We start from the raw sequence: 7559 nt of genomic DNA on the forward strand, positions 1-7559 counted from the left end.
TCTGAGTTATCCCGAATTCGGGATAACTCAGAGTCGTGGTTTAAGACTTTGAAGTATATGCCGGCTTTCCCAGAAAGGTTTGGTTCGTTGGAGCACGCCAGGGATTTTATGGACCGGTTTGTTCATGCTTATAACACTGAGCATCGCCATTCAGGACTGGGGTTTCATACTCCTGCCGACGTGCATTTCGGGATGACTGGGCACGTGGATGACCAACGCCTAACGGCGTTGGAGAAAGCATGGGCGGAGCATCCTGAGCGGTTTGGAAAGAACCGATTACCGAAGAAAATGTTGCTGCCTGAAGTGGCTTGGATTAACGAACCGATCAAGCAGGAAGAAGGAGAAAAGATGCTGGTCTAAGACTTAGTGGTCTCACTTGACTTGAAAATTTCCGGTGGCCCAAGTTTCTACTTTTTGGTTAGACACACCCAGCCCAGACGTACAAAACGCTGCCGTAATTGGACTTCGGGAAGATATGTCCTGGTACGTCGCTGGATTCGCCATCCTCGGATTCCTTGTGGGTCTCATTAAGCTCGTCATGTCCCAGGACGTGAAAAGTAGCCTCATCGGGCTGGCAACACCAATTGTGAATTTGATTCTTGCCACCACGGCCTACGCGGTAGGCATCGGAGTACTGCTTACCGCGTCCGATGAGTTCTCGAAATGGATTGTGCAGCGCTCCACGGGTGGGGAAATAGATCTCACTCAAATGCTCACAGCGAGTTCTGCGTTGCTTGCTAGTCCTGGCACCGCCTTCTTGCTGTTCATTTTGTTGCTGCTCGGTGCGATCATCAATTTGCTGTTCATGTATTTCCGAGACGTAATGTTCTTGATCCTCTCGGCATTCATTGTGGCTTTAGCTGCTGCCAGCGGTACAGAACAAGGCCGACAAGCGTGGCGCAAAGCCAATGGTTGGCTAGTTGCTTTGCTGTTGTTCAAGCCGGTGGCTGCTGGGATCTATGCCCTCGGTTTCCGCATGCTCGTCACTGGCGGTCAAACTGAGGGCGAAGAAGCTTCTGTCGCTGCTGCGATGCAGTCAACCCTGATTGCAGTGCTGATTTTGCTTTTGGCGGCGTTGGCGTTGCCAGCTTTGATTAAATTCATCGTTCCTGCAGCTGGGGTCGGTGCTGGTGCCTTCTCTGGTGGTGCAGCCCTTGGTGCTGGTGTCACGTTAGCTGCTGGCGCAGCGGTTCTGGCGGGTACTGGAGGTGCGGCCGCTGCGGGCAGTGGCGCAGCCGCAGCAATACCGAATGGTTCAACTACGGCCGCATCTACGGCTGCGGGTAAAGGCGCGGAAACCGCGGCAACATCAGGTAGTACTGCCAGCGGTGGAGAAGCGAGCGCGGCTGCTGGTGGCAGCTCGGCTGGTGGCGGTTCTGGTGCGTCGGAAGCCGTCAGCGGTGGCGGCAGTTCCTCAGGTTCTTCTTCGGCTGACTCTGGTTCCTCATCGAGCGCACCTGCAGGTGGTGGCTCCGATTCTTCCGGCTCTAGTTCCAGTGCATCAAGCGTGGGGGCAACACCATCAGGTTCAGAATCATCATCATCTTCTGAAACGGGTTCTTCTCCTTCGTCCGGGTCGGGCGACAGCTCGGCACCGGCTAGCGGCGATAACGCGCAGTCAGGTGCTAACTCAAACGAGTCAGCCAATTCTTCTCAATCCTCAGGATCATCTCCAGAAGGCTCATCGGACGGACAAGGAACAACACCGAACGGCGGGCCTTCCGGGGCAAAACCCGCAAATAAGGTCACCGAAGCGATGCAGAAGATGGGCGATATGAAGGATCTTGCCCAAGGCTCGAATCCGAGCAAGCTCGTAGATGAGGACGGCGAATAATCATGGCATCTTCCGAAGTACGAATCGAACCAAACACCTTCGGCAACCTCACCGTTCCACGCCGCTCAGGACTCCTAGGTCTGTCAATGGGCCAAAGCCTCATGCTCGTGCCCATCGTGTTGCTGGTCATCGTTATGGCTGCTCGCGGCTGGGTTCTTGCCGCTGTCATCATCGCCTTATCCACAATCCTTGCCTCAGTGCTGTTGCTCGTGACCAAGAAGCAAGGCCGATCCATCTATGGGAGACTCATGCTGCGTCTAGCTCAGCGTCAAAAAGTCGCATCAAAAAAGCACGTGTACCTCGCAGGCCCTGCCGGATTCACCCCTGACGGCCAAGTACGCCTGCCGGGCCTGATGGCCAAATCCCAGCTGACCGAAACTGCTGATTCCTACGGCAACCCCTTCGGCCTCATCCGCCTCTCCTCGCGGGGGCACCATAATTATTCGGTTGTTCTTGAATGCTTCCCCAACGGCGATAGCCTCATCGACCAGACGGACGTGGATAACCAGGTAGCGCATTGGGCCAGCTGGCTCACCCAACGCGGTCTGGACGAAGGAATCCGCGGCGCGTCAGTGACCATTGAATCATCTCTGGATTCAGGGCTGCGCTTGCAGAGGCTGCTGGCCGATAACCACCGGGACGATGCCCCGGACTTCGCTAAACAAGTCGTGCAGCGCATCGCTCAAACAGATCATTCCAGCTCACCCGAAGTGGTCGCAAGAATTACGCTGACCTTTGATGGTCGCCGGGTTGACGGCAAAGCCGGGGATCGCGGCATGGAAGAAATGGCTGAGGAGATTGGCAACAAGCTTCCCGGCATCATTTCCGGCCTGGCGAACACCGGGGCCGGTGCAGTCCGCCCATGCAGTGCGCAAGACATTATTGACTTCACCCGCATAGCCTATGACCCGACCACCGCAGCGGCAGTGGAAGAAGCCCAAGCCAACGGCGGCACCGGACTAGCGTGGGAGGATGCTGGCCCTTCCTTCGCACTGGACGCGTTCGACCATTACCGGCATGACCGGGCGGTGTCGAAGTCGTGGACGATGTATGAAGGCCCACGCGGCGCTTTCATGTCCAACTCACTTTCACGGCTCACCGCACCAAGTGAGGGCGCGTTGCGTAAGCGCGTGACCCTGCTCTACCGTCCAATCCCGGCTGACCAGACGTCCACTGTGGTGGAGAACGAGCAGAAAGATGCCATGTTCTCCGGCTCCCAGCAGCGCGTCTCAGTCCGTGCACGTCAGCGGCTGGCCGCAGCACAGAAAACAGCGCAGGAAGAAGCCTTAGGCTCCGGCCTGACACGCTTCGGCCTGATCGTAACCATTAGCGTTCGTGAGGCTGAGGAACTGAAAAAGTTTGACCGTACCGTTCCCGGCATGGTCTCCCACGCCAAACTTCGTGTGCGTGAAGCCCTGGCTAACCAGGCGGTGACCTTCCAAGCTGGTCTGCCGCTGGGCATGGTCGTGCCTGATCACATGATGATCCCCGACGAGATTAAGACGTGGTTCTAATGTCTCCTTTGAAAAATCCTCTTCGCCCCCTAGACGAAGAAGGGCCAGTGTCGAGCTTGAAACTATCCAAGCGCGACGTGTCCAGGCTTGAACGAGCTGCGAAAAAAGCTGCCCCAAAAAAGCCGAAAGAGCCAGGGTTTCTTTCCCGTCTCCTGGCCGAAGGTGCGAAGTCCCGTCACCTGCCAGGAGACGCGGGCTGGAACCGGCGCGGCGGCGGGCCGGTGAACTACATCGAAAACCCTGTGGAGGTCCAAGGCTCTTGTGTTCAGGTGTGTGGGTTCTGGCCGTTCATCAACGGCGCTGGATTACCCACCATCGGCGCACCGTTAGGCCGCCACCTGCTGCGCAATACGCTGGTCACTGGCGATCCAGTCTCGTGGTTCCTCAACGGCATTATTTCCAACCCTTCCGCGTTCATCCTCGCTCAACCCGGACTGGGTAAGACCTCTCTGGTGCACCGGCTGCTGGCAGTGCTCACCGCGTGGGGCGTGGTGCCGATGATCCTGGCCGACTCCCGCCCGGACTACGTTCCACACATCCGCGCATTGGGAGGGCAAGTCATTACGTTCTCCCCCGGCCAAGGGCACCTCAATCCCTTGGATCTCGGACCGCTGGTGGCCAGCCTGAACGAGATTGACGATGACAAGGCCCGCGACATTGCTATCCAAGAGATGATCAGCCGCCGCCGCTCCCTCATGGAAGGCATCACCTCCATGATGCTCGGCCGCCCCTTACAGCCTCACGAATCCACCTGCCTTTCGGTAGCGATCAACGAGCTGGACCCCCATCTGCAAGAGGCTCCGCTGATCGGGGATCTGGTGGATTTCATGCGTTCACGTCCCGAAGTGCTGCGCCAAAACGTCCTGGCCTACGATGATGACCACGAATACGATCAACGCCTCCAAGCCCTGCTGGATGCACTAATCAACCTCGGCCCGTCCGGTGCCTACGGCGATATGTTCGCCAAACCATCCGACGCGCACATTACCCCCGGTGTGCCGGTCGTGTTCGACATTTCAGGCGTGAACGAAAACGACAGTGTCTTGGTCGCAGCCGTCCAGTCACTGTGCTGGAATCTCGGCTCAGCCACCGTCTCAGCCGAACAGCATCTGGCCGCTGCGGGCAAGCGCAAACGCCGCACCTACTTCCTGGTCATGGATGAGCTGTGGCGCATCCTGCGCGCCAGCGATGACATGGTGCACTTCATTGACACCATCACCCGGTTGAACCGTGGGCGCGGCATCGGCCAAGTCATGATCACCCACACCATGAACGACCTGCGCCTGTCCAAAGAGCACCTGACGGCCACTGCTTGGGGGTTCGTGGAACGCTCCGCAATGGTGTTCCTCGGAGGACTGGCACCGTCGGAGATGGGCAACCTTGAAGAAGTGTTCGCGTTGTCTTCGAAGGAAAAATCGTTGATGACTGATTGGACTGGTGAAGCGGTCGTTGATCCGAAGACTAATAAAGCTTCCCGCCGTCCAGGGGCCGGCCATTTCATCTTGAAAGTCGGTAAGAATCCTGGCACCCCGTTTGTCACTCACCTGACAGACCTTGAATTCCAGATTTCAGATACCAACCGGGCGTGGGAGATGGTGAACAAATGATCGGCACAGATCCACGTTCAGGACGCAAAAACCAGCCAGCAAACGACGATGCACTGTGGATGATTGGCGGCGGCGCTCTTGCGCTGCTCATCCTCGGGGTGGTGTTGTGGACGTTCGGAGCGATCCTAGATCCCAAGGTTGAAAACACCTCAAATAATCCAGTGCAGATCCTCATGGATCAAGGCCGAGGCTACCTGCCGATCGGCGGGCTGCAAATCACCGTCTTTGCCATCGGCATGCTGCTGCTGATTGCCGTGATCCTCATGCTGGTGCTGGTCTGGCGGCGCAGCCGAGGCACCAGCTCCCGCGTAGATCACCTAGCTAAAGAAATGGGCCACGCAAAAGATTTCAAAGCCCTGGAAGAACCGGCAGCACGCCAAGACTCTGAACGTCTCGGCGCACAGAAAGCTGGGATCGGCGTACCCCTGGCCAGACTGGTCAACAACCATAAACCTTTGTTTAGCTCCTATGAGTGGGTGCAAATCTGGCTGATGGGTCCACGCGCCGGTAAAACCTCCTGCGTGTGCGTGCCACAGATCCTCGAAACCGGTGGCCCGGTGCTGGCAACTTCAAACAAGCGAGACATCGTGGATATGACCCGTGGCCCCCGCGCCCGGGTAGGCACCGTCTGGGTCCACGACGTGCAAGGCATCATCGGCGAAGAACCTTCCTGGTGGTGGAACCCTCTGTCCTTCGTGACAGATATGAAATCGGCAGTGAAACTGGCCGATGTGTTCATTGCTTCAGAGACTTCAGCCGGCGCGAAATCCGATGCGTACTTTGAATCTGACGGTAAACGGCTACTCTCCCATTTCTTGTTTGCTGCGGCCATTGCGAAACGTCCCATCACCGATGTGTTCGCCTGGGCGCAAGACCCCGAGGACAAAACAGCTCGTGACCTGCTGGACGAGCACGGTTATCAAGACTTTTCTTCCGCACTCTGGCAGATTCAAGGCTTGACCCCTAAGCAGCGTGACGGCGTGTATGGCACGATGCGCCCATGGATCACAGTGCTCTCCTACGAAGAAGTTACCCCCTGGATTCGCTCGAATGGGAACTTCTCACGCCCTGAATTTGACCACCGCAAATTAGCTACCGGCACCGACACCCTGTATCTGGTCTCCAAAGAAGGTGCAGGCACCGCGCGAGCAATCACCGCAGCGTTGGTCATGGCTGTCATGGATGCCGCCGAAAAAACGGCCGCTGCCATGACAGGTGGACGGTTAAAAACCCCGCTGATAGCAGTGCTCGATGAGGCCGCAAACGTGGTGCGCTGGCGCGAACTGCCCGACGTGTATTCCCACTACGGCTCACGCGGCATCGTGGTCTCCACGTTCTTCCAGTCATACAAACAGGGCGTCGAAGCTTATGGGCAAGACGGCATGGATAAACTGTGGGGCGCGTCCAATATCCGCGTAGCCGGCTCGGGACTCTCGGACGATAAGTTCCTGCCGTATCTGGAAAAGCTCGTCGGTGCCCGCGACGTGCTCAAACGCTCATCCAGCACCAATGGCCGCAACGGGCGCTCAGTGTCCAGTTCAATGCAACGCGAATCCATCCTGGAAGTCTCCGACCTCGGTGCATTGCCGCGAGGCCGAGCTATCGTCACCGGCTCCGGCATCCCCGCAGGATTATTGGAACTAGTGCACTTCTCTCAGAAGCCATATGGGGAAGATGTGAAACTTTCACAGGGGTACTACGAAAACGTCAAGAAATATATTCTTTAGAACAAGACAAAAGTCGGCTACCGACGAGCATCTGCTCGTTGGTAGCCGACTTTTAGATCACGACGTAAAAACTCAGGATGAAACTTTCGAAGTAGTATCGATCGAAAGCACTAGAACCCCTTCGTCGCCTTCCTGAACAGACCACTGCTGATCTGCCGGATAAACGTTAGAGTTATCTGTCGCTGAAGAGCAGAAATCAATCTTTGCACGACTCAATGCAATTGATTCTGCATCGCTTCCCTTGCCAAATACCAACCATTGTTGACTATCGTCGGTATCAGTATTGATTTGCTCCGTGGCAGTCTTCATTGCGGCAGGAAGATTCGCAGGTGGCGTCGAGTACGGGCATAGCACTGCAACGTGTTCCCAGCTGTCTACCGGGGAATTCTCCTGCGGTAGCGTCAAATTTTCGCCACTTTTAGCCTCGGACGTCAGAGTTTCCTCATATGTTCCACCAGCCGCGCATCCGGAAGCAAGAACACCGAAAGCAATTAGGGGAACAATCTTCAACGAAAGTCGTTTTGTAAAATTCATTCTCACACTCAGAAATTGTTAGAGGGTGACCAGCTTGTTCTGGTTGGCCAGGGATTTGCACTTAGTACTGCTCTTAGACGCTGTTTTCTGAGCCTTACCGACCGATCGACCAGTTTTGTTATTGGCCAGATCCATCTTCTTCTCACGTGCTGGCCCATTACGAACCGCTTCATGATTCGAAGCAATCTTCATTGCACCGTTTTCACCAATGCTAATTGTCATCAGAGCATTCCAGTAACAATGACGGTAAGCATCTCCCCTACCATTATGCAGTGACTTGGGGAAAAGCTTCTTCGCAGACGCTGAGGCATTATCTGCGTCCTTCCCTGTCTGTCAGGGTTGA

The 7559-nt window shown here is 56.2% G+C and carries 7 protein-coding genes; 5 read left to right on the forward strand and 2 right to left on the reverse strand.

Translation table 11 applies throughout. The features are described 5' to 3' along the window. The 5 genes from CIK76_RS05770 to CIK76_RS05790 form a co-directional block, all read left to right on the forward strand. Window positions 1-360 (forward strand): integrase core domain-containing protein (locus CIK76_RS05770; RefSeq protein ID WP_141393489.1); only part of this gene is annotated, 360 nt, incomplete at its 5' end. Window positions 361-394: 34 nt separating this feature from the next. Beyond that, window positions 395-1834 carry a hypothetical protein gene (locus CIK76_RS05775; protein WP_096284365.1) on the forward strand — a complete coding sequence of 480 codons (1440 nt, stop codon included), beginning with the start codon at window positions 395-397 and terminating at the stop codon, window positions 1832-1834. A gap of 2 nt (window positions 1835-1836) precedes the next feature. Further along, on the forward strand, window positions 1837-3348 hold the full coding sequence (locus CIK76_RS05780) for an SCO6880 family protein (RefSeq protein ID WP_096284367.1): 1512 nt from the start codon (window positions 1837-1839) through the stop codon (window positions 3346-3348). A gap of 47 nt (window positions 3349-3395) precedes the next feature. Then, complete coding sequence (locus tag CIK76_RS05785; protein WP_255248362.1) at window positions 3396-4955, forward strand: hypothetical protein; 1560 nt, start codon at window positions 3396-3398, stop codon at window positions 4953-4955. Then, window positions 4952-6682 carry a TraM recognition domain-containing protein gene (locus CIK76_RS05790; RefSeq protein WP_096284371.1) on the forward strand — a complete coding sequence of 577 codons (1731 nt, stop codon included), beginning with the start codon at window positions 4952-4954 and terminating at the stop codon, window positions 6680-6682. The genes CIK76_RS05785 and CIK76_RS05790 overlap by 4 nt, the downstream gene beginning before the upstream one ends. Window positions 6683-6754: 72 nt before the next feature. On the opposite strand, the gene CIK76_RS19035 is transcribed toward CIK76_RS05790, so the two are convergent. Further along, window positions 6755-7216 carry a hypothetical protein gene (locus CIK76_RS19035; protein ID WP_141393490.1) on the reverse strand — a complete coding sequence of 154 codons (462 nt, stop codon included), beginning with the start codon at window positions 7214-7216 and terminating at the stop codon, window positions 6755-6757. Between the two features lie 18 nt (window positions 7217-7234). Further along, on the reverse strand, window positions 7235-7438 hold the full coding sequence (locus CIK76_RS05795; RefSeq protein ID WP_096284373.1) for a hypothetical protein: 204 nt from the start codon (window positions 7436-7438) through the stop codon (window positions 7235-7237). Window positions 7439-7559 lie beyond the last annotated feature (121 nt).

Source organism: Glutamicibacter sp. BW80 (assembly GCF_002332385.1).
Lineage (GTDB): Bacteria > Actinomycetota > Actinomycetes > Actinomycetales > Micrococcaceae > Glutamicibacter.